Origin of the sequence: Streptomyces macrolidinus, from assembly GCF_023887685.1 — a bacterium.
Taxonomy (GTDB): domain Bacteria; phylum Actinomycetota; class Actinomycetes; order Streptomycetales; family Streptomycetaceae; genus Streptomyces; species Streptomyces macrolidinus.
This window is the reverse complement of sequence record NZ_JAMWMR010000043.1, coordinates 13,910-32,574: the sequence shown is the minus strand read 5'-3', so window position 1 is coordinate 32,574 and position 18,665 is coordinate 13,910. Positions and strand designations below refer to the sequence as shown.

The 18,665-nt window shown below is 72.9% G+C and carries 16 protein-coding genes and 1 pseudogene; 6 read left to right on the top strand and 11 right to left on the bottom strand.

The window, feature by feature from the left end:
* The first annotated feature begins 32 nt into the window (after positions 1–32).
* Complete coding sequence (locus tag NGF19_RS28830) at positions 33–197, top strand: hypothetical protein (RefSeq protein ID WP_252428608.1); 165 nt, start codon at positions 33–35, stop codon at positions 195–197.
* Between the two features lie 206 nt (positions 198–403).
* Here NGF19_RS28830 and trxB read toward each other — a convergent pair whose 3' ends face one another.
* The 9 genes from trxB to NGF19_RS28785 all read right to left on the bottom strand — a co-directional run bounded on the left by trxB (position 404) and on the right by NGF19_RS28785 (position 10,003).
* The gene (trxB, locus tag NGF19_RS28825; RefSeq protein ID WP_252428612.1) at positions 404–1,336 is read right to left on the bottom strand and encodes a thioredoxin-disulfide reductase; all 933 of its coding nucleotides are present in this window, start codon (positions 1,334–1,336) and stop codon (positions 404–406) included.
* A gap of 43 nt (positions 1,337–1,379) precedes the next feature.
* The gene (locus NGF19_RS28820) at positions 1,380–2,906 is read right to left on the bottom strand and encodes an FAD-binding oxidoreductase (RefSeq protein WP_252428606.1); all 1,527 of its coding nucleotides are present in this window, start codon (positions 2,904–2,906) and stop codon (positions 1,380–1,382) included.
* 124 nt (positions 2,907–3,030) lie between these two features.
* Positions 3,031–3,663: a serine O-acetyltransferase EpsC gene (epsC, locus tag NGF19_RS28815; RefSeq protein WP_252428604.1), complete on the bottom strand. Its 633-nt coding sequence runs from the start codon at positions 3,661–3,663 to the stop codon at positions 3,031–3,033.
* A 101-nt stretch (positions 3,664–3,764) separates the two neighbouring features.
* Positions 3,765–4,709, bottom strand: a complete 945-nt coding sequence (locus tag NGF19_RS28810) for an isopenicillin N synthase family dioxygenase (RefSeq protein WP_252428602.1) — start codon at positions 4,707–4,709, stop codon at positions 3,765–3,767.
* A gap of 43 nt (positions 4,710–4,752) precedes the next feature.
* On the bottom strand, positions 4,753–5,421 hold the full coding sequence (locus tag NGF19_RS28805; RefSeq protein WP_252428600.1) for a class I SAM-dependent methyltransferase: 669 nt from the start codon (positions 5,419–5,421) through the stop codon (positions 4,753–4,755).
* On the bottom strand, positions 5,405–6,523 hold the full coding sequence (locus NGF19_RS28800) for a pyridoxal-phosphate dependent enzyme (RefSeq protein WP_252428598.1): 1,119 nt from the start codon (positions 6,521–6,523) through the stop codon (positions 5,405–5,407). Before NGF19_RS28800 ends, NGF19_RS28805 begins: the two co-directional genes overlap by 17 nt.
* On the bottom strand, positions 6,520–7,485 hold the full coding sequence (locus tag NGF19_RS28795) for a formylglycine-generating enzyme family protein (RefSeq protein ID WP_252428597.1): 966 nt from the start codon (positions 7,483–7,485) through the stop codon (positions 6,520–6,522). The genes NGF19_RS28800 and NGF19_RS28795 overlap by 4 nt, the downstream gene beginning before the upstream one ends.
* A complete protein-coding gene (ribA, locus tag NGF19_RS28790; RefSeq protein WP_252428595.1) occupies positions 7,482–8,114 on the bottom strand; it encodes a GTP cyclohydrolase II RibA in 633 nt (210 codons plus the stop codon). Before ribA ends, NGF19_RS28795 begins: the two co-directional genes overlap by 4 nt.
* The gene (locus tag NGF19_RS28785) at positions 8,111–10,003 is read right to left on the bottom strand and encodes a WD40 repeat domain-containing protein (RefSeq protein ID WP_308288566.1); all 1,893 of its coding nucleotides are present in this window, start codon (positions 10,001–10,003) and stop codon (positions 8,111–8,113) included. Before NGF19_RS28785 ends, ribA begins: the two co-directional genes overlap by 4 nt.
* A 254-nt stretch (positions 10,004–10,257) precedes the next feature.
* Here NGF19_RS28785 and NGF19_RS28780 point away from each other — a divergent pair, with 254 nt between their 5' ends.
* From NGF19_RS28780 to NGF19_RS28765, 4 genes are read left to right on the top strand one after another with little or no spacing between them, the layout of a single operon-like run.
* The gene (locus NGF19_RS28780; RefSeq protein WP_252428591.1) at positions 10,258–13,608 is read left to right on the top strand and encodes an ATP-grasp domain-containing protein; all 3,351 of its coding nucleotides are present in this window, start codon (positions 10,258–10,260) and stop codon (positions 13,606–13,608) included.
* On the top strand, positions 13,605–14,225 hold the full coding sequence (locus NGF19_RS28775; RefSeq protein ID WP_252428590.1) for an NADPH-dependent FMN reductase: 621 nt from the start codon (positions 13,605–13,607) through the stop codon (positions 14,223–14,225). Before NGF19_RS28780 ends, NGF19_RS28775 begins: the two co-directional genes overlap by 4 nt.
* Before the next feature lie 14 nt (positions 14,226–14,239).
* On the top strand, positions 14,240–15,535 hold the full coding sequence (locus NGF19_RS28770; RefSeq protein ID WP_252428588.1) for an ATP-grasp domain-containing protein: 1,296 nt from the start codon (positions 14,240–14,242) through the stop codon (positions 15,533–15,535).
* Positions 15,528–16,790 (top strand): MFS transporter, encoded by a 1,263-nt coding sequence (locus NGF19_RS28765; RefSeq protein ID WP_252428586.1) that lies wholly within the window; start codon positions 15,528–15,530, stop codon positions 16,788–16,790. Before NGF19_RS28770 ends, NGF19_RS28765 begins: the two co-directional genes overlap by 8 nt.
* 150 nt (positions 16,791–16,940) lie before the next feature.
* Here the strand turns inward: NGF19_RS28765 and NGF19_RS28760 are convergent, their stop codons facing one another.
* On the bottom strand, positions 16,941–17,579 hold the full coding sequence (locus tag NGF19_RS28760; RefSeq protein WP_372505987.1) for a mycothiol-dependent nitroreductase Rv2466c family protein: 639 nt from the start codon (positions 17,577–17,579) through the stop codon (positions 16,941–16,943).
* 136 nt (positions 17,580–17,715) lie between these two features.
* Positions 17,716–18,156, bottom strand: coding sequence for a GNAT family N-acetyltransferase (locus tag NGF19_RS28755; protein WP_252428585.1), 441 nt, complete (start codon positions 18,154–18,156; stop codon positions 17,716–17,718).
* A gap of 132 nt (positions 18,157–18,288) precedes the next feature.
* On the opposite strand from NGF19_RS28755, the pseudogene NGF19_RS31250 reads away from it, so the two are divergent.
* Positions 18,289–18,618, top strand: a pseudogene (locus tag NGF19_RS31250) (alcohol dehydrogenase catalytic domain-containing protein); the annotation flags it as partial.
* Positions 18,619–18,665 lie beyond the last annotated feature (47 nt).

Below are 18,665 nucleotides of genomic sequence, written 5' to 3'. Positions count from 1 at the left end.
TGACAAGCCGACCGAGCGAAAGGAGAGTACGGGTGAGTGAGCAGCCGACTACCAAGGGCCCCACGCAGGACACCCGGCGCGGCCCCGCACCCTCGGATCTCGGATTCCTGGAGGTCTGGGCGAAAGTCGCCCCGATCCGCCTGGCCGGCTACGAGGACGACCTCGCCGAACCTCACATCCTTCAGGGCATCGATTGACCGACTGCGTCCCCTCGTTCTCCTCGGCCGTCGCTTGTCGCCGCTTCTCCCGGTGACATGCGGCGGCCGTCGTGGGTACCGAGAAGGTCAGCGCACGCCACGCCGAAGACCCTGCCGAGTTCCCGTTGTCCTTCACGTCCGGGAACTCGGCAGGGTCTCAGGCGTTCTCAGATTACTCGCAGGTGTCTTCGCGCGGCCCCTGCTTCTCAGCGCAGTGCCGCGAGATAGCGTTCCGCGTCCAGCGCCGCCGCGCAGCCCGTGCCCGCCGCGGTGACGGCCTGGCGGTAGCTGTGGTCGACCGCGTCACCCGCGGCGAAGACGCCGGGCAGGCTGGTACGGGCGGAGGGGGCGTCGACCTCGATGTACCCGGCGTCGTCCAGGGCGAGTTGGCCCTTGACGAGGTCGGTGCGCGGGTCGTGGCCGATCGCCACGAACAGGCCCGTCACATCGAGCGGGCGTTCCTCGCCGGTACGGGTGTCGCGCAGGGTCAGGCCGGACAGGCGCTCCTCGCCATGGATCCGGGTGACCTCGCTGTGCCAGGCGAAGGTGATCTTCGGGTCGCTGAAGGCGCGTTCCTGCATGACCTTCGACGCGCGCAGGGTGTCGCGGCGGTGGACGATCGTCACCGACCGGGCGAAGCGCTTGAGGAACGTGGCCTCCTCCATGGCGGTGTCGCCGCCGCCGACGACCGCGATGTCACGGTCCTTGAAGAAGAAGCCGTCGCAGGTGGCGCAGGAGGACACCCCGCGGCCACTGAGCGCGTCCTCGCCGGGCAGGTTCAGCTTGCGGTGCTGGGAGCCGGTGGCCACGATCACCGCGCGGGCGCGGTGTTCGGTGCCGGTGGAGTCGGTGACGGTCTTGACGGGCCCGGTCAGATCGACGGCGGTGATGTCGTCGTCGACGATCTCGGCGCCGAACCGTTCCGCCTGCTCCCGCATCCGGTCCATCAGGTCGGGTCCGAGGACGCCGTCCGGGAAGCCGGGGAAGTTCTCCACCTCGGTGGTCGTGGTCAGGGCGCCGCCCACGAGGAGGGAGCCGGCGAAGACCAGCGGGGCGAGCTGGGCGCGGGAGGTGTAGAGAGCGGCGGTGTAACCGGCGGGGCCGGAGCCGATGACGATGATGTCGCGTGGGTCGCCGATGCGGGTCACGGAGTTCCCTTCGGGTCGTGGCACGACGGCGAGGTCAGTCGACGCCCTGCGCGAAACGGAAGAAGCGGTTGGGGTCGTAGGCGCGCTTGACGGCCTGGAGGCGCGCGTAGTTCTGGCCGTAGTACGCCTCGCGCCAGCTCGTCAGGGCCGGGTCCATGTAGTTCTGGTACGACTCGTGGTTCGAGTAAGGGGCCACGGTCGCGTGGCCGCCGTCCACCCACGCCTGGGCGTGGTCGCGGTCCTCCTGGGCGGGGTCGGCGGTGGACAGAGTGACGGAGTACCCGGCGTTGAACAGCGAGTCGCGGTGGACGAACGCGGTGGCCGTCGGCGCCATGTCGTTGATCGCGCCGCCGTAGGGGAACAGCCCGAGGAAGCGGAACTGGCCGGGGCGCGCGTCGGCGGTGAAGGCGTCCAGTGCGCTCTGGGCCTCCGCGGAAGTCCAGCGCCGGGCGAAGAAGAGATTGCGACCGCTGGTGTACGTGTCGCGGGGCAACTGGGCGTCAGGGGTGAAGCCGACGCGGTGGCACTCGGAGACGGTCTTGTCGCCGCAGCCGTAGAGCTGCATCATCGCCTGCGCGTACGGCAGTTCACTGCTGTCGCGGCTGGTGGCGGGCTGCCCGACCGCGGCGACGAGGGCGTCCAGCAGGGCGTCGCAGGCACCCTGGGAGCCGTGGTAGCCGCCGGTGAGGACGACGTTGGGCTCGGTGCCTGAGGGGGCGTCGGTGGAGTACAGGAACATCAGCTCGGTGGCCAGTTCGCGGGGCGCGTCGGCCATCCAGTCCTGCCAGGCAAGGATCACCTGACGGGCGTCCGCCCAGCGGAAGTTGAGGTTGAACAGCGTCAGGACGGGGATCTGCACGGGCCGTACCTCGTAGTCGGTGACGACACCGAAGTTGCCCCCGCCGCCACCCCGCAACGCCCAGTACAGATCGGGGTGTTCGCTGGCCGAGGCCTGTACGAGGCGACCGTCGGCGAGGACGACCCGGGCCGAGACGAGCCGGTCGGCGCCCATGCCGTACTTGCGGGAGGCGTAGCCGAGCCCGCCGCCCTGGAGCCAGCCGCCCATGGCGACGGTGGGGCACGTGCCACCGGCCACCTGAAGTCCATACGGAGCAAGGGAGTTGACGACATCGACGCCCTGACAGCCGGGACCGGCGTGGACGGTGGAACCGGAGACGCGGACGCGGTTGAGCCGGGAGACGTCGATGACGAGACCGGGGCTCGTGGAATAGCCGGCGGCGCTGTGGCCACCGCTACGGACGGCGGTGGCCAGGCCGTTGCCCTGGGCGAAGCGGATACACGCCGCGACATCGGCCTCGGTGGCGCAGTAGGCCACGGCCTGTGGGTGAATGGCGTCGAACTGGGCGAGTTGGAGCTGTCTGGCGGTGTCGTAGCCTGAGTCCTCGGGCAGTACGAGGCTGCCGGTGAGTGCGGCGCGCAGGGTGCTCCAGGGCACCGTGCCGCTCCCGGCGGCGAGGACGAGGCCACCGCTGCCCGCGGTCAGGGCGACCGCGGCGGTGGTGGCGGCCGAGGCCTGTATCAGGGAGCGCCTGCTGAGCATGGCGAATCACTCTCCGTTCCGTCCATGCAGGACGTGAAGGTCCCGCCGGGCGGGACAGGTGTTCGGGAACACGTGCAGCATGGGCGAGGAGAGCGTGAACTCGACGGGATCGAAGAGTAGTTCGTCACCTTCGGGTTCGGGTGTGACGGGCGGGCCGGGCTGTTCCGTTCACTGTCGGTCCGGCGTCACGCGACCCCTGACCAGGTGGGAGGTCGTGGAGGACGAGGGAGTGGGCGGAGATGCGGGTGCCGTCGCCCACGGTGATCGGGCCCAGCACGGAGGCGCCCGTACCGATCAGGACCCGGTCGCCGAGGATCGGGTGGCGACGGTGTCCCGCCTCGCTGTCGCGCAGCCAGCCGCGCGAGCCGAGAGTGACTCCGTGATAGATCGTCACATCGTCACCCACGACCGCCGTTTCACCGATGACCACACCGAACCCGTGGTCGATGAAGGCGCGTCGGCCGATGCGGGCACCCGCATGGATCTCCATACCGGTCAGCAGACCGGCCAGCCGCGTGAGCGCGGCGGCCCGCAGCCGACGGCCGCGCAGGTAGTGGCGGTGGGCGAGCCGGTACAGGGCCAGGCCCTGCCAGCCGGCGTGCAGAAGCGCCTCCCCCCGGCCGGAGCAGGAGGGGTCGCGGGCGAGGACGGCCTGGAGATCCTCACGGATCAGGCGCAGGACGGACGGTGGCGCCGATGAGCCCCCGCGGACGGGCCTTGCGCGAGGCCTCCCACCCGTAGGCGTACCTCTGCTCACACCCGCACGCGCCACACCCGCACTTTCAATCCAACTGCCACCGCGAGTAGTCGAGTTACCCGCTCCCACCCCAACCCTCGCCGCACGCCCCATAGTTCCGCTCATCGCCCCGACGTCCCCACACGCTGGGCGTCCAACCGCCTGATCCGGTACATCGTGCGCTGGAACAGCTCGTCCGCCGTCAGCGTGGCGAAGCGCTGAGGGCTGTCCTGTGCGCCCGGGACGCGCAGCGGTGTCAGCGTGGTCCAGGGTGCGGGGTGGCAGAACTGGACGATGGACAGGCGGCCTTCGCTCTGGCCGGGCCTGGCCACCACCCGGTGCACGGCCGCGCGCGCCAGACCGTTGGTGAGGCGGTCGAGGACCATGCCGACGTTGACGACGGCGTGTCCGGGGGGTGCGTCGACGGCGAGCCACTCCCCGTCGACCAGGACCTCCAGGCCCGCCGCGGTCGCCCGGGGCAGCGCGGTGATCAGGTCGAAGTCCTGGTGTTCCACCGCCCAGATGTGACGGTCGGAGGGGGCCTGCGCCATCGGCGGATACCAGGTGGCCCGGTTGACGACGGGGCCGTCCTCCAGCATGTCGGTGAAGTAGTCGGGGTGGGCGCCGAGTGCGTCCGCGAGGGTGCGGACGACATCGTGCTGGAAGTGCAGCATACGGGTGTGCAGTTCGCGCAGTGCCGAGCCGATACCGGGCACCAGGTGGTCGGGGAAGTAGGGGTCGGGGTAGCGGGCCGGGAAGCGGACGCGCAGCGGGTGGTGCGCGGGCAACGGGGCTCCCCAGTGGAAGAGTTCCTTCCAGTCGGGCACCGTGCCCTTCTCCGCGTGCTCGATCAGTGGTGGGGTGTAGCCGGCCTGGCCGTTGCTGCCGGGGACGTGGCAGGCCTTCTTCTCCTCGGGGCGCAGGGCGAAGAAGGCGTGCAGGAAGGCGTACGCCTCGTCCAGCAGGGTCTCGGGAACGGTGTTGCGGACGAGGAAGAACCCGTCGCGCAGGGCGCCGCGCAGGTGCTCCCGGCCGCCCGGCCGTCGCAGGTCGATCTCCTTGAGCATGTCTGGTCCCTTCACGGGAGTCGGGCTGTGGCCCGGTCGGCGGTCATCCCTCGGCCTTGCGGAAGGACAGCGCCAAGTAGGAGAGCCAGTGGCCCTGGTACTGGAAGTCCCGGTCGATCACCTGGCGGCCGGTGGCCGTGAGGCCGGCGCGGGTGTACAGGTCGGTGACGGTCTCCTCGGGCAGCCACCAGTTCAACCGCCCGTCGTCCAGCGGGAGTTCGCTGATCGCGCCGTCGGGGCTGAGGAAGACGCTGACGGCGAGGACCCCGCCGGGGCGCAGCAGTCGGGCGCCGTGGGCCGCCCAGGCGGGCCAGTCGGCGCGGCGCTGGTGGTGGAGGCAGCCGTTGTCCACGACGATGTCGAGGTTGTCGTCGGTGAAGTCGAGGAAGTCGCCCTGCCGGAAGCGGACTTGGCCGCGGGTGGGCGGCGGGGCGTCCCATACGTCCAGCAGGTCGAGGCCGGTGGTGTCGGCGTCGAGGCGTTCGGCGAGGGCGGTGGTCTGACGGCCGCGGCCACAGCCCACGTCCAGGATGCGGCGGCGGCCCTCGGCGCGCGGGGCCGGGGCTTCGGCGCAGACGAAGCGGGTGACCGCCTCGTTGGTGTCGGTGCCGGTCCATGAGTCGCGTCGGCGGCCGTACCAGGTGCCGAAGGAGTCGGCCACCACACGCCGGTAGGCGGTGTAGCCCACCGCGGGTTCAGCGGTCCGTGGCATGGGCCCACTCCTCCGGTGTGCCGCGGCTCGCGGCGATGGCGACGGCGTGGTGGCCGCGCGGCCCCTGGTCGATGACGCGGGAGGCGCTGAGCCAGGCGCCCGCGGCACTGCTGGAGACGGCGATCCGCTGGGTGTGGTGCAGCAGCCGCATCGCGTCGAGGGCCTCGGGGTAGCTGACCTCGGCGAAGGCGAAGTCGCCCTCGTACGGGGCCAGAAGGGGCTGTTTGAGACCGTGGCCGAGGCCGCCGGTGCCGTTCATGCGGCGGGCGCCGCCGGGGGCGCGGCCGTCGCCGTAGGGGGCCTCGGTGGGGAAGACGGCCACGGCGGTGCAGCCGGTCCAACGGGCACGCAGGGCCTGGGTGGTGCCGACCGCGGTACCGGCGGAACCGACGGACGCGGCGAACGCGACAGGTCGTACGGCTTCCCGGGTGAGCCGGGCGATGATCTCGGCGCCGGTGTGTTCGCGGTGCATGGCGACGGCCTCGGGGGCGCAGTGCTGGAGCAGCAGGTGCCGGTCCTCGTCCTCGGCGATGCGTGCGGCCTCGTTCATGGCGCCGAGGAATCCGGTGCCTTCGGGCGCGTGGCTGACGCGGGCGCCGTGGCGGCGCAGGGTGTCGACGAGCCGGGCGGGTGAGCCGTGCGGGACCGCCAGGTGCAGATCGAGGCCCAGGTGGGCGCACATCTCGGCGAGAGCGAGGGCGAGGGAGCCGCCCGAGTACTCCACGAGCCGTACCCGAGGGGTGCCGGTCCGGGCCACGGCCGCGCACAACAGGGCATAGGCGGTACGGGCCTTGACGGTGCCGGTGCGGTTGGCGGCCTCCGCCTTGAGCCATACGGTGCCGCGGCCGTCGCGGCTGGGTACGGGGACGAGCGGGGTGTGGCCGATGTCGGGCCGGAGCGCGGCGAGGCCGGGCAGGAGGCGGGTCGCGTGCCGCTCCAGCGGGCCGAAAGGGGCTTCGAGGGCGTCACGATCGGGGCGGCGGGCGGTCAGGGCCCGCTCGATGTGTGTGAGGCCGGTGCCGGTCGGAGCCGGTGTGGGTGCGTACGCGCGTCCCGGTCCGGTCGTGACGGTGGCCGGGAGCGGCATGACGGGCGCGGTCATGACGGACGCTCGCTGGTGGCGAGGCGGAAGCCGACGGGGTAGAGCGGACCGGGGAAGGCGCCGTGCCGGCGGCGGGTGCGGGTGAGGTCTCCGAAGCGGGCGAAGCTGCCGCCGCGGGCGACGCGGTAGGTGCCCATCGACTGGACGAGGTGGTCGGCGATGTGCTCGCCGCCCGGGTAGGGGGTGTAGTCGTCGGCGGTGAACTCCTCCACGTTGCCTCCCATGTCGTGGGCGCCGAAGGGCGCCTGTCCGGCCGGGAACGCGCCGACCGGGGTGGTCGTGTGCACGCCCGACTCGCGGGTGTTGGCGGCGTCCGGGTCGAACCCGCCCTCCCACGGGTAGGGGCGGCCCTCGGGTCCCTTGGCCGCGTACTCCCACTCCGCTTCGGTGGGCAGCCGCCAGGGGTGTCCGGTGCGGTCGCTGAGCCAGCGCGCGTAGTGGTCGGCGTGTTCGGGACGGATCCCGGCGACCGGGTGGTTGGAGCGGTCCCAGGGGTAGGCGCCGAGGTACCAGGTGGTGGGGCGCTCCTGAAGCCCGGTGTCGGCGAGGAAGTCGCGCCACTCGCCGTTGGTCACGAGGTAGCGGGAGATCCAGAAGTCGGCTATCTCCACGGTGTGTTCGGGTGTCTCCTTGAGGATCCAGGACTCCTCGACGCCCTTGTCGGCCCAGTACCGGGTGACGTACGCGACCTCCTCGGCGGGCAGGCCGATCGGGACCTGGGCGCCGGGGACGAAGCAGGTGGCCGGGGAGGGCGTGATGCGCGGGTCGCCGATCAGGGCCAACGTGCCTCCGGCGGCGAGCCGTTCGGGCAGCGGCAGCGAGGGGTCCTCGACGGCGGCGGCCAGCCGCAGCCGGTCCGCGGAGAGCGCGTGCGGGCCGGGCGAGCGGTGGACGCGGCCGGGGTCGGCGAGGTCCGCGTGCTCCTTGAAGTGCGGGGAGTCCGCGAGGTCTTCGAGGTTCATGCCCCGGCCTCCTTCAGCAGCGCGAGGGTGTGCCCGCTGCCCGCCTTGGCCGACAGATAGCGGGCGTTGTGCGGGGTGAGATGGACGCCGGTGGGGACGACGTCCTCGACACGGATGCCGAGAGCGCGCAACTGGGCGACCTTGTCGGGGTTGTTGGTCAGCAGCCGGATGCGGTGCAGGCCGAGGGCGCGCAGCATCGCCGCGGCGGCCCGGTAGTCGCGTTCGTCCTCGCCGCGCCCGATGAGGCGGTTGGCGCTGAACGTGTCGATGTCCTGGTCCTGGAGGACGTACGTGTCGAGCTTGTTGTACAGGCCGATGCCGCGGCCTTCCTGGCGCAGATAGAGCAGGACCCCGCCCTCGTCGGCCAGGGCGGTGAGCGCCTCGTCGAGCTGGGGTCCGCAGTCGCAGCGGGCGGAGCCGAGCATGTCGCCGGTCAGGCACTCGCTGTGCATGCGGACGAGGGGCACGGTGCCCGGTGGGTGGGGCAGGACGCAGGCGATGTGTTCCTGGGCGTCGGGCAGGTCGTGGAAGGTGACCAGTTCGGCCGTACGGCCTCGGGCGCGCTCCAGGGTGATGGGCACGCGGGCGCGGACGGCGCAGGTGGTCTGCGGCATTACGGTGACGTTCATGCGGCCCTGCTTTCCACCGCGCGGGCGGCGCCCTGCGCGGTCGTCTGGGGTGCGGTCGGGGTGTGGAGCAGATCGGCCAGGTGCAGCGAGCGCTCGATGACGGGGCGGCCGTCGGCGTCGAGGCCGACGACGAGGACGCGGCCGTCCCAGCCCGCGACGGCGACCGTGCCGTCGTCGAGGCGGAGCATGCAGGACAGGCCCTGGGTGAACTCGGCGAGGACGCGGCCCGAGGCGAGGGTGGCGGCCGAGTCGTCCCAGTCGATGTGCCAGGCGTACAGCCCGAAGTCGTAGGAACCGGCGAGGACGACGGGATGCTCGGCGGTGCCCAGCAGCGCCACGCACTTGACGGACTCGTCGGGGCCGAGCAGGGTCTGCACCTGCGCGGAGCCCAGGCTCCCGTCGGGCAGACGGGTGAGGTATCCGGCCTTGACGGTGTGGTCGCGTGAGGCGCTGGCGGCGGCTTCGGAGCCGAGCGCGGCCACCGCGTTGACGAGGTTGCCGTGCTCCCACAGCGTGCTGCGCTCGTGCGGCCCACCGGCCGTGACAGTGCGGTCGGTGGCCGCCGACAGGAAGCCTCCGGGGACGGCGGCGAGGGACTTCACGGAACCGTCGTGCGCCTCGATCCGCTCCCGTACGGCGAGGGTGTCGGGGTCGAGGAGCAGGAACTCCCCGTTGTAGGTACCGGCGACGACGCTGCCCTCGTGGACGGTGAGGGAGGGCACGGGGGCGCCGAGGGCGGGGCTGGAGACGAGCGTGGTGCCGTCGTGGCGCAGCACATGCCCGGAGTAGGTGCCCGCGTAGAGGGTGTCGCCGTCGGTGGTGAGGGAGAGGATCGGGCCGTCGGTGAGATCGATCGAACGGGCCGGAGCACCCTCGGCGAAGGCGACGGGGATGGCGACGACGCGGCCGGAGTCGGTGCCGACGAGGAGTTCGTCGCCGCGCTGGGCCAGGGCGTTGGGGCCGTGGGTCGCGGCGTCGGGCCCGGCCAGTGCGCGGCCGGTCGTCAGGTCGTACAGGTGCGGGCCGTTCCAGAAGCTGCCGGCCGCGACGACACCGTGGGCGACGGCGACCGAGCGCGGCCACACCCGGCGGTCCTCGACACGGTGGAGGAGGGTGCCGTCGAGGGCGAAGTGGTGCAGGGCGCCGTCGTAGGCGCCGACGACGAAGGACGAGTCGTCCTCGGCCCAGGCCACCGCGCGCGCGGCCGAGGTGGAGACGGCGACGGTGCGTACGACGTCCAGTGCGGCGGTGAGCAGGTCGACGGCGCCGTCGTCGCGGGCGACGGCGAGCAGGCGGCCGGAGTGGGACCACGCGCAGCCCTCGATGGAGGAGTCGTAGCGGCGGGTGAGCGGCGGGGCCGTGCCGTCGGGGTCGCTGACCGCGACCAGGCCGTCCTCGCCGACGGTGGCGACCAGGCCCTGCGGGCTGACCGACACCATCATGCAGTGCGCCTCGTGCGCGCCGACCTCGGCGAGGAAGGTGCCGTCGGCGGCCGACCACAAGGTGGCGCGCCCGTCCTCGGAGACACAGATGAGCCGCTCGCCGTCGGGCAGCCAGGCGACCGCGTTGATGTCGTCGGTGTGCCGGGCCAGCACGGTGTGCAGGGTGGTGCGGCCCCGGTCGTCCACCCGCCACACCGCGACCGTCTTGTCGGCCGAGGCGGTGGCCAGGACCTCGGGGTCGGCCGGGTTCCACGCGGAGGCGTTGACCAGGCGGCGGTGGCGCAGCCGGGCCAGCGGGGTGGGCCGGGCCGGGTCGGCGGTGTCCCAGACGAGCACCGAGCCGTCGTACGAACAACTGGCCAGGCGCTTGCCGTCGGGCCTGAACTCCACATGGGTCAACGGAGCGGAGTGGCCTGGTCCTTGAGGGGGAAGGTCAATGGTTCGCACGCCGTCTCGTCCTTCTCTTCGAATGGTGTGGCAGCGCTGAAATTAGGCGGATGCCTTGACGAACGGCGAGCCATGGATGGGAAATGTGGCAACTTCCGGTATTCGTCGCCCTGTTGTTGACGGGACTCACCGTGGTCAGCGAACAGGGTGTGTGCGCCCGCTACTTGACTCATTACCAGCGGCTTCCTTGAGGAGCGGGGCGTTCCGGGCGGAGGCTGGTGCGGAATTCAGGACCGGCCAGGGAGATGAGCGGCGTGCACATAGTTCTGGTGGAGACGACGTTGGTCCGCGGATTCGACATGGTCGCGGAGATGGCGGACTCCGGAATCGAGGTCAGTTTCGTCACCGGCGATCTCGACGCCTATCGGGGAATGCCGGGCTTTGAGCTGTCCTCGCGTGCCGCACGCATCGTGGAGGTGCCGTCCCTGGCCGCCGGGAACCTCGCCGAGCGGCTGCGCGGGCGGCTGGGGCCCACCCCGCCCGATGGTGTGATCGGTCGCGACGAGGTGTATCCGTTCGCCGTGGCCGAACTCGCGCGGGACCTCGGCGTGCCGCACGAGTCGGTGGCGGCGGCCCGGATCCTCGGCGACAAGGCCGCCGTCCGCGCACGCCTGGCCGAACACGGTGTCGGCTCGCTGCGCTGGCGCGTCGCCACCACCGAGACGGAGGGGCTGGCCGCGGTCGACGCGATAGGGCTGCCGGTCGTCGTGAAGCCCACCGCGGGCGGCTGGTCCCTGGGTGTGACCATCGCCTGGACCCGGGCGGAGGCGGCCCGTGCGCTGGCCGAGGTGCTCGACGCGCCGCCGGGCCGCGACGGCGCGCCGCCGAAGGCACTGGTCGAGGAGTACGCGGTCGGCCGGCACGTCAGCGCGGAACTGCTGGTGCAGGGCGAGCGCGTGGTGCTGCTCGGCTTCGCCGCACGGCTGCCCGCACCGCCCGGCCAGGCGGCCGAACTCGGCGGCCACTTCCCGGCGCGTATCGAACAGGAGGCCGCCGCGCGCACCTTCGTCCTCGACGTGATCCGCGCGCTGGGCCTGCGCTCCTCCGCCGTCCATGCCGAGCTGCTGCTCACCCCCACCGGACCCGAACTGATCGAGATCAACGGCCGGATCGCCGGACATGTGGTGGCGCGCCAGATGTCGCTCGCGCTGGGCCGGTCCCTCACCCACGACCTGGTGGCCCTCGCCGTCGGCGAGCCGGTACGGGAGGCCGCGCCGCCCGAGTCGGTCATCGCGCTGCATCAGCTCTACAGCACGGTGGACGCGGTGGTCGGCGCGGCGAAGCCGGTGGAGGTGCTCTCGCCCGAGGTGATCGAGTCCCAGGTCACCGTGGGCCCCGGCGACCGCGTAAGGGCGCTGCGCACCAACCGCGACCGCATCGGCTACGTCCTGGCCCGCGGCCCCGGCGACGAGGAGGCCGCGCACACCGCCGAAGCGGCGGCCCGGCGGATCCTCGCCTCACTGGAACTGACACCCCTCGGTGTTTCGGCAGAGGCCGACGCACCCGGTGGCGAGCACCTGCTCCTGCTGCTGGGCGCGGACGATCCCGTCGAGCGGATCCTGACGGCCGTCGGCGCGGTGACCACCCGCGTGAGCGTCGTGTGGACCTCGGGCCCGGAGGGCGAGCGGGAGGCGCGGGCGCTGTGGAGCCTGCACTGCCGAGGGCAGTGGCACGGCGCGTCGACCGGGCCGGGCATCCGGGCCGCCGCGCGGACGGTGCACGCCGCCGAGCCGGTACGGGCCCTGCTGACGTTCTCCCCGGCCCCCGCCGCACGGCAGTTGCGCGACGGCGCCCCGCCCGCGGCCCCCACCGCCTGCCCACCGCCCGGACACACGGTCGTGGTGGCCGCCCACCGCGGCGAGGTACGGGCGCTCGCCGTCCTCGACGAGGAGCCCGGCACCCGGCTGTGCCCCTCCGGCCTGGACGCGCGGCAGACTGACCGGCTCACCGCACGCGCCGTGCACACCGTACGCGAGGCGGCGGTCGAGGGCATGGTGCGCTGTGTGTTCCCCGCCGCCGACGCGAGCACCCCCGTACTGCTGCCCGGTCTGGACGCAGCGACCATCGACCTCTACGACGCCGTGCACACCCGGAGTCTGGTCGCCGTCGCGGCCGAGGTCGCGCTCGGGCGGGCGCCGCGTGGCGCGGCCCGCGGCACGGTCGCCGTGCAGCGCGCCGTGCCCGCACCGGAGGGCCGAAGCCGGGTGGTGGAGGCCCCCACCGCCGCCGAACTGAGCGCACGGCAAGGGGTGTTCAGGGCGCAGGTGTTCACCGGAGCCGGTGAGGTGCTCGACGGGGGCACCGTCTGGCTGCGGCACACCGTGGTCGCGGCCGACCGGCAGCGGGCCCGCGACGCGGCCGAGCGGCTCGAACGCTCCCTCGTGCTGCGCACCGCCGCGCAGGACCGTACCCATGTCCTGCTCGTGGACCGGCTCGGCGGCCCCGCCTGGACCCTCGCGGACGGCACCGCGCCCGTCCTGCCCGCCGACCGGTTCCGTCTGAGCGTGCTGACATCGGGTGCCGAGGCCGGGCCCGCCGATCTCGTCGTCCGCACCGACCCGTTCGACGACTTCGCGCTGGGCCACCTCGCACGGGCCGTGCACGCGGCGCACCCGGTGCACCGGGTGGCCGCCCTGTCGGAGCGGCTGCTCGAACCCGCCGCACGGCTGCGGCGGTTGCTCGGTGTGCCGGGCGAACGGCCGGAGGAGGCACGGCGCTTCGTGGACAAGGCCGTCATGAAGCGCATCTCCCGCCGCCACGGCATCCGTTGCGCCGACGGGCTGCTCGCGCACAGCCCGCAGGAGGTGACGGCGCTGTTCGACCGCCACGGCAGGATCGTCCTCAAGCCGCGGGCCGCGTCCGGCTCCCAGGGCGTGGTGGTGCTCTCGGAGCGTACGGCCCTGGAACGCCGGCTGCGCGAGGAGTTCACCCCGGGCACGCACCTGTGCGAGGAGTTCGTCGACGCCCCGATGTGCCACATCGACGCGGTCGTACGCGACGGCGAGCCGCTGTGGAACGTCTCCCTCTACAGGCGCGACACCATGGCCCTGCGCCACGGCCGCCCCCTGTCGTCGGCGACGGTCGCGGACCCGGCGGTGCGCGCGGCGGCCGGACGGCTGCTCGCGCAGGTCGTGGACGCCTGGCGGATCCGCTCCGGTGTGCTGCACCTGGAGGCGTTCGTCACCGGCGAGCACCTGACGTTCTGCGAGGTGGCCGCCCGGCCCGGCGGTGCCGGTGTCGTCCAGGCCTTCCTCGCCACCCATGGCATCGACCTGCGCCACGCCAAGATCCTCGCCGACGCGGGCGAGGACCCGCTCACCGGACGCCGCGCGCCGGTCGCAGCGCACGCCGGGTGGACCGAGACCTACAGCGGGGCCGGACAGCTGCTGGAGTACGACGACTCGACGGTGGCACCGCTGGCCCATGTCCGCTCCGTGCGGGCGCGCGTCGGCGACATCATCCCCGCGTCGACGTTCTCCGGCACCGGGATCAGCACCCATGTCTTCGTCCACGACACGCACATCGGAGTGGCGCGGCTGCTGGCCCGCGCCGAGCGCGAAGTACGCGTGGTGACGGGCCCGGCGGACGAGGAGGCGGCGCGATGATCCTCGGCTTCCTGGGCAGCGCCTCCAAGGACTCGGTGACCCGCGAGATCCTGCTGCGCGCCGGCACCCGCATCGAGGAGGCCGGTGTCCCCTTCGAACTGATCGACCTGGCCGTGGAGTTCCCGCGCGCCCACGCCCTGGAGGACTACGACCGTCCGCCGCCCGGCAGCCAGACCGCGCTGCTGCGCGCCCGAGTCGCCGCGGCCGACGGCGCGTTGCTGGCCACGCCCGTCTACCACGGCTCCTACAGCGCCCTGTTGAAGAACGCGCTGGACCATCTCAAGGGCGACGCGCTGGCCGGGCGTCCGGCCGGGCTCATCGCCGCGGGCGGCGGTCCGCGCGGCGCCGGTACGGCCTGCGACCAACTACGCACGGTGGTACGAGCGTTGGGCGGCTGGGCCACACCCACCCATGTGGCCACCACCGCCGCCGACCTGACACCGGGTCCGCCACGGGACTTCCTCGACAAGCGGCTCGACGACCTCGTCACCGAACTGCTGTCGTTCCGCACACCTTTCCGTACCGCGCCCCGTACGCCGTCCCGCACCCTGCTCCGCACGCCGCCCCGCGCCCCGGATCGCGCGCTGTCCGACTCCTCCTCATCCGCCCCTCGTTGAAAGGCCTCACCGTCATGGGCTCCCCTCACCTTCTGCTCCTCGCCGGGATCGGCGGCCACGCCCCCGAAGAGGCCCTCGACTCGCTGTCCTCTGTCACCGACACCATCAGCGTCGTGTACGTGACGGCCTGGCGCCCCTCCGCTCCCGTACGCGCGGGCTGGGAACGACGCGGCCTGCGCGGCGAGTTCCTGGACGCCGCCGACCTGGAGGAGGCGGTCGAGGCCGCCGTCGCCCTGGACGGCCGCCACGCGCTGGACGGCGTGGTCACCTACTCCGAGCTGCTGCTGCGCCCCCAGGCCGAGATCGCCGAGCGGCTGGGGCTGCCGGGCAACCGGCCCGACGCGGTGGCCGTCGCCCAGTCCAAGGCGCGCCAGCGCCTCGTCTTCGCCGAGCGCGGGGTACCGTCCCCCGGCTTCGAAGTGATCGTCGACGAGCGGGATCTGGCGGCGGCAGCCGCCCGGGTCGGACTGCCCGGAGTGTTCAAGCCCTCGCTGGGCGCGGGCAGTCAGAGCGTCCGGCTCGTGTCCACGTACGCGGAGCTGATCCACGCCTTCGCCGCTGCCCGCGCCGAGAAGACCGCCTTCCTCCAGTCCGACGAGGCGTATCTGCTGGAGGAGCGGATGGCGCTGGAGGAGGACGGCGACGCCGGCTACGCGGCGTACTGCAGCGTGGAGTCGCTGCTGGCCGCGGGCACCGCCCACCATCTGGCGGTCACCGACCGACTGCCCCTGGAGCACGGGTACGCCGAGGAGGGCTGTGTGCTGCCGTCCCGGCTGGACGCGGCGACCACCGCGGCCGTCGTCGACGTCGCCGACCAGGCGATCAGGGCGATCGGGCTGACCTGCGGCGCGGTGCACACCGAGGTCGCCCTGACCGTGGACGGCCCCAAGGTCATCGAGGTCAACGCGCGCGCCGGGGGCCCGCTGCCCGCCATGTTCAAGGTGGCCGCCGGTTACGACTACGCCGCCGAGATCGGCCGCAGCTCCCTCGGGCTGCCGCCGACCGGGCTGCCGGAGTTCACCCGGGCGGCACTGCTGCGGTTCCTGCCGATCCCGGCCGGCTCCTGGCGGGTGGCCGCGCAGACGCCCGCCGAGGAGGTGCTGCGCGCCTTCCCCGAACTCGTCTATCTCTCCCCGCGCTTCCTGCCGGGCCAGCAGGCGAACAGGCAGCGCACCCTGCATCTGGCCAGCTTCCTGGTGGACGCCCCCGACGTGCCCACGGCCCGTGTCCTCACCTCCCAGGTGGAGCGCGCTCTGGGCATCCGGCTGGTGCCGGGGTTCGACGCCACGGCGGGAGCGGACCGTGACTGACGGGGCCGCGCCGGAACGGGCCCCGCGGTCAGCGCCGGAACAGGCAGCGCGACCGGCGCCGGTCCGCGGGTTCTACGCCGTCGGGCTGTGCGACGCAGTCGGCCTCGGCATGTATCTGTCGCTCTCGGTGCTGTTCCTCGACCGGGCAGCGGATCTGACGAACCATCAGATCGGTCTGGTGCTCGGTGCGTCGGGTGTGGCCTCCTTGGTGGGCGCGATGCCGATCGCCCGCGCCGCGGAACGGTTCGGTATCCGGGCCGTGTTGTGCGCCCTGTTCCTCGTCCGCTGCGCTGCCTTCCTCGCGTTGGCGGCGGTCACCACCTTCGCCGAGGCGCTGTGCGCGGCGGCGGTGGCGGGGCTGCTCAGCCGCGGCATCGGGCCGCTGATCGAGTCCGGGCTGATCAACCGGGTCCCTGACGCCCAGGCCGTGGGCGCGCTGGCCCGGGTACGGACCCTGCGCAACGTCGGGCTCGCGGCCGGGGCACTGCCCTCGGGCGCCGCCATCGCCATCGACGAGCCGTGGGCGTACCGGGCTGTGCTGGTGGCCTCGGCCGTGCTGTTCCTGTGCTGCGCGGCGATCTGCCGCGGCTTCCCGGACACGGCCGCGTCGGCGTCCGCCCGGCCGGGCGGACGGGCGCGGATCCTGCGCAACCGGGCCTTCCTGAGCATCACCGCGCTGTACGGGGCGCTCACCCTGTCCGCGCTGCTGCTCGGCATCGGGATGCCGCTGTGGATCGTGCAGCGCACTCAAGCCCCTTCCTGGAGTGTGACGTTGATCCAACTGCTGAACACGGCCCTGGTGGTCCTGCTCCAGGTGCGGCTCAGCAAGGGTTCCGAACGGCTCACGCGCGCACGGGCGTTGATGTGCGGCGGCGGGCTGCTGGCCGGATTCGGCGCGCTGACGGCCCCGTTGACCGGGCTGGGCGGCGGGCGCCTCGACCTCGCGGTCGTGGTCGTGGCCGCGGTGCTGCTGTCGCTGGGCGAGGTGCTGATCACGGTGGGGACGACGGGGGCGGCGCTGCTGCACATCCCCGAGGGGCAGAAGACCAGCCATCTCGCCGCGCTCAACCTGGGCTTCGCGGTGACGACGATCGTCGGTCCGCCTCTGATCAGTACCAGCGTCGGCTGGGACTGGGCGGGTTGGGCAGGTTGGGCGGCGTTCTTCACGGTACTGGGGCTGCTCGCCCTGCGCGTCCCGGGACCGTCGGCGGCCACGGCGTCCGCGCGACTTCCGGCGGCGACCGCGACCGTCTGACGACGCCACCGCCGAACCGGTGGCCGGGCCGCACTCCGGCCGCCCCGAAGACACGGCCCGCGCCGCCCCTACGGGGTCGGGTGGCGCGGGCCGTTCAACACGGCGCGTGGCGCGGGCCGTTCAGTACGACGGGCGACGGGCAGCGGGGTGTCAGTCGAAGACCGGGCCCTGGGTGCGGCTGCGTTTGAGTTCGTAGAAGCCGGGTGTGGCGGCCAGCAGCACCAGGCCGTCCCACAGCCGCAGCGCCTCCTGACCGCGCGGGGCGGGGGTGAGGACCGGGCCGAAGAAGGCCGTACTCGTGCCGTCGGGACCCGGCAGGGAGATCACCGGGGTGCCGACCTCCTGGCCGACCCGGTCGATGCCCTCCTGGTGGGAGGCGCGCAACTCACGGTCGTAGGTGTCCAGTTCGGCGTACTGGATCAGGTCCGGCGAGAGTCCGGCCTCCTCCAGAGCCTCGGTGATCGCCGCACGGCTCGGGCCGGTGCCCTGCCGGTGGATGCGTTCACCGAGAGCGGTGTAGAGCCGACCGGTGACCTCCGGGCCGTACTTCTGCTGGGCGGCGATCACCACCCGTACCGGCGCCCAGCCTTCGGTGAGCAGCCGCTGGTAGCGCTCGGGCAGGTCCTCGCGGCCCTCGTTCAGGACGGCCAGGCTCATGATGTGCCAGCGGATGTCCAGGGCGCGCCGTTCGGCCACCTCCAGCAGCCAGCGGGACGTCATCCACGCCCAGGGACACACCGGGTCGAACCAGAAGTCGACGGGGACGGGCTCAGTCGCGGGCACGGTCAAAGGCCTCCTTCGTTCTCGTCGGCGGCGGACCGCCACCGACTCGTACGGCGTGTGCACACCGTCGGCGCGGCCGGTCAAGGAGCGGCCAAGAGCCTGCCAATGCCGAGGAGGGGCGCTGATGTGGGGCGTTGAGTCGTCAGTCCGCGCCGACCTCCAGCGCGAAGTGCAGGGCCGAGATGGTCATGCGCCGGGCGTGGTAGAAGCGGTGGGCGGCCTGGTTGGTGACACCGGAGTCGAGTTCGACGCGGTCGCAGTGCGCGGCGCGGGCCCGCGCGGTGAGGTGCCGCAGCAGCTCGGCGCCGATCCCGGCGGAGCGACGGGCGGGGTCGGTTACCAGGTCGTCGACGAAGAGCACCCGGCCGCGGCTGGTGGCGAGCACCCGGTGCGTGGCCACGCCCGCGCAGTGGCCGTGGGGGTCGTAGGTGGCGGTGAACACCAGGCCCTGCCGGTGGGCCTCGGCCGCGAACCGGTCGAAGTCGGCGTCGGTGAGCGCGGGGCGCAGGACGCGGACGAGCGGTCGTATGTCCGCGGTCATCCGCCGGTCGCCGGGCGGCACGTCGGTCATGGTGAGGGTCATGGGGGAGAGGGTAGGAGCACGGGCCGCCCGCCGGAGGGGAGTTGACGCACCCGGGTGCGACCTGACGGAGCGTGGCCCGCGATCGGCGCGCACACTGCTGTCGGCCGCCGCGGCGGTGCAGACTCGACGACCATGCGTGCCGCTTACATCACTCAGCTCGGCTCCCCGGACGTCATCCGCTACGGCGAGCTTCCGCCGCCCGTGCCAGGACCGCACGATGTGCTGGTCGACGTCGAGGTGAGCGCCGTCAACCACGTGGACACCTTCGTCCGTTCCGGGGCCTGGCGTACCCCCGTCGAGTTCCCCTTCGTCATCGGCCGCGATCTGGTCGGCACGGTGGTCCGGGCCGGTCCCGGCGCCCCCGGCTTCCAGGCGGGCGACCGGGTCTGGTGCAACAGCCTGGGCCACGACGGCCGACAGGGCGCCGCCGCCGAACAGGCCGTGGTGCCCGTGGACCGCCTCTACCACCTGCCCAACAACGTGGCAGCCGTGGACGCGGTGGCCCTCGC

Excerpts from the sequence above, each read along its gene's own strand:
- NGF19_RS28820 (WP_252428606.1), bottom strand. The coding sequence starts at position 2,906 with ATGCTCAGCAGGCGCTCCCTGATACAGGCCTCGGCCGCCACCACCGCC.
- NGF19_RS28810 (WP_252428602.1), bottom strand. The coding sequence starts at position 4,709 with ATGCTCAAGGAGATCGACCTGCGACGGCCGGGCGGCCGGGAGCACCTG.
- NGF19_RS28805 (WP_252428600.1), bottom strand. The coding sequence starts at position 5,421 with ATGCCACGGACCGCTGAACCCGCGGTGGGCTACACCGCCTACCGGCGT.
- NGF19_RS28800 (WP_252428598.1), bottom strand. The coding sequence starts at position 6,523 with ATGACCGCGCCCGTCATGCCGCTCCCGGCCACCGTCACGACCGGACCG.
- NGF19_RS28795 (WP_252428597.1), bottom strand. The coding sequence starts at position 7,485 with ATGAACCTCGAAGACCTCGCGGACTCCCCGCACTTCAAGGAGCACGCG.
- ribA (WP_252428595.1), bottom strand. The coding sequence starts at position 8,114 with ATGAACGTCACCGTAATGCCGCAGACCACCTGCGCCGTCCGCGCCCGC.
- NGF19_RS28775 (WP_252428590.1), top strand. The coding sequence starts at position 13,605 with ATGATCCTCGGCTTCCTGGGCAGCGCCTCCAAGGACTCGGTGACCCGC.
- NGF19_RS28770 (WP_252428588.1), top strand. The coding sequence starts at position 14,240 with ATGGGCTCCCCTCACCTTCTGCTCCTCGCCGGGATCGGCGGCCACGCC.
- NGF19_RS28755 (WP_252428585.1), bottom strand. The coding sequence starts at position 18,156 with ATGACCCTCACCATGACCGACGTGCCGCCCGGCGACCGGCGGATGACC.